1 protein-coding gene is annotated in these 1,913 nt (G+C 69.3%); it reads left to right on the top strand.

Features of this window, described 5'->3' with window-relative positions; genetic code table 11:
• Positions 1-52: 52 nt before the first annotated feature.
• A partial coding sequence (locus ETD85_RS61980; RefSeq protein WP_240780188.1) for an amino acid adenylation domain-containing protein occupies positions 53-1,913 on the top strand: 1,861 nt, incomplete at its 3' end.

Genomic DNA, 1,913 nt, shown 5'->3' with positions numbered 1-1,913 from the left:
AGATGTGCATAAGAGACAGGGCGAGGTGGGTTCGGATGGTGCGGCGTATGTGATGTTCACGTCGGGTTCGACGGGGCGGCCGAAGGGTGTGGTGGTGTCGCATGCGGGGGTGGTGAATCGGCTGGTTTGGATGCAGGAGCGGTTGGGGTTGGTGGCGGGTGAGGGGGTGTTGCAGAAGACGTCGTTCGGGTTTGACGTGTCGGTGTGGGAGTTTTTCTGGCCGTTGTTGTGGGGTGGGCGGTTGGTGTTGGCCCGGCCGGGTGGTCAGCGGGACGCCTCCTACTTGGCCGGGCTGATCCAGGCCGAGCAGGTGCGGGTGGCGCATTTTGTGCCGTCGATGCTGGAGGCGTTTCTGGCCGAGCCCGCCGCTGCCTCCTGTGGCGGCCTGCGGTGGGTGGTGTGTTCGGGTGAAGCCCTGCCGGTGCATGTGGTGCGGCGGTTTTTTGAGGTGCTGGGTGGGGTGGGGCTGGAGAACTACTACGGTCCGACCGAGGCGTCGATTGACGTGACCGCCTGGCGGTGCGCACCGGGCTGGGACGGGGCTTCGGTGCCGATCGGCAGGCCGGTGGCTAATACCCGGGCGTATGTGCTGGATGAGTTCTTGCGGCCGGTGCCGCCGGGCGTGGTGGGCGAGCTTTATCTGGCTGGGGTGCAGCTCGCGCGCGGTTACGCCGGGCGGGCCGGTCTGACCGCGGAGCGGTTCGTGGCGTGTCCGTTCGGGCGGGCTGAACGGATGTATCGGACCGGGGACCGGGTGTCCTGGTCGGCGGATGGTGAGCTGTTGTTCGCCGGTCGTGTGGACGACCAGGTGAAGATCCGCGGTTTCCGGGTGGAGCCGGGCGAGGTCGCGTCGGTGCTGGCCTCCTGTCCGGGGGTGGGGCAGGTCGCGGTGGTGGCGCGGGAGGACGTGCCGGGGGACGTGCGGTTGGTGGCTTATGTGGTGCTGTCGGGTGAAATTTCGGTTGATGTCGTGCGGGAGTTCGCCGCGGCGTGGTTGCCGGAGTACATGGTGCCCTCGGCGGTGGTCGTACTCGACGAGCTGCCGGTGACCGTCAACGGCAAGCTCGACCGCGGAGCCCTGCCCGCCCCCCGATACACCGCGGGCACCGGCCGGGCCCCGGCCAACCCGCGCGAGGAGATCGTCTGCGCCGCCTTCGCCGAGGTGTTCGGCCTGGAGAGCGTGAGCGCCGACGATGACTTCTACCGGCTGGGCGGGCATTCGCTCCTGGTGATCCGGCTCGTGGAGGTCCTGCGCGCCCGTGGCGTCTCGGTCTCGGTACGGGCCCTGTTCGACGCGCCCACCCCGGCGGGCCTGGCCGCATCCGTGAGCACCGGGCAGACGGAACTGCCCGGCAATCTGATCCCGGCCGGCGCGACCGCCATCACGCCGGAGATGCTGCCCCTGGTGGATCTGACCGCCGAGGAGATCGGGCGGGTCGTGGCCACCGTCGAGGGCGGCGCGGCGAACGTGGCCGACATCTATCCGCTGGCGCCGTTGCAGGAAGGGCTGCTGTTCCACCACCTGCTCGCCGACGGCGGTACGGACGTGTACGTGACCCCGGCGGTCTTCGAGTTCGACTCCCGGGACCGGATGGAGCGGTTCGTCGAGGCGTTGCAGCGGGTCGTGGACCGGCACGACATCTATCGCACGTCTCTGGTGTGGGAGGGGTTGCGGGAGCCGGTCCAGGTGGTGTGGCGCCAGGCCGTGCTGCCGGTGCGCGAGACGGTGCTCGGCCCGGACCATGCCGATCCGGCGGCCGCTCTGGTGGCGTTGGCCGGGGCGGTCATGGACCTGCGCCGGGCGCCGTTGATGGATGTGCATCTGGCGGTGGTGCCGGGTGGTGATCGGTGGCTGGCGTTGGTGCGTATGCATCATGTGGTGCGTGATCACACCGCGTTGGAGGTGTTGCTGG

The sequence above is a fragment of the Nonomuraea zeae genome (assembly GCF_005889725.1).
GTDB lineage: Bacteria > Actinomycetota > Actinomycetes > Streptosporangiales > Streptosporangiaceae > Nonomuraea > Nonomuraea zeae.
Note: the sequence above shows the minus strand (reverse complement) of the source record. Positions and strands in the feature narration are given on the sequence as shown.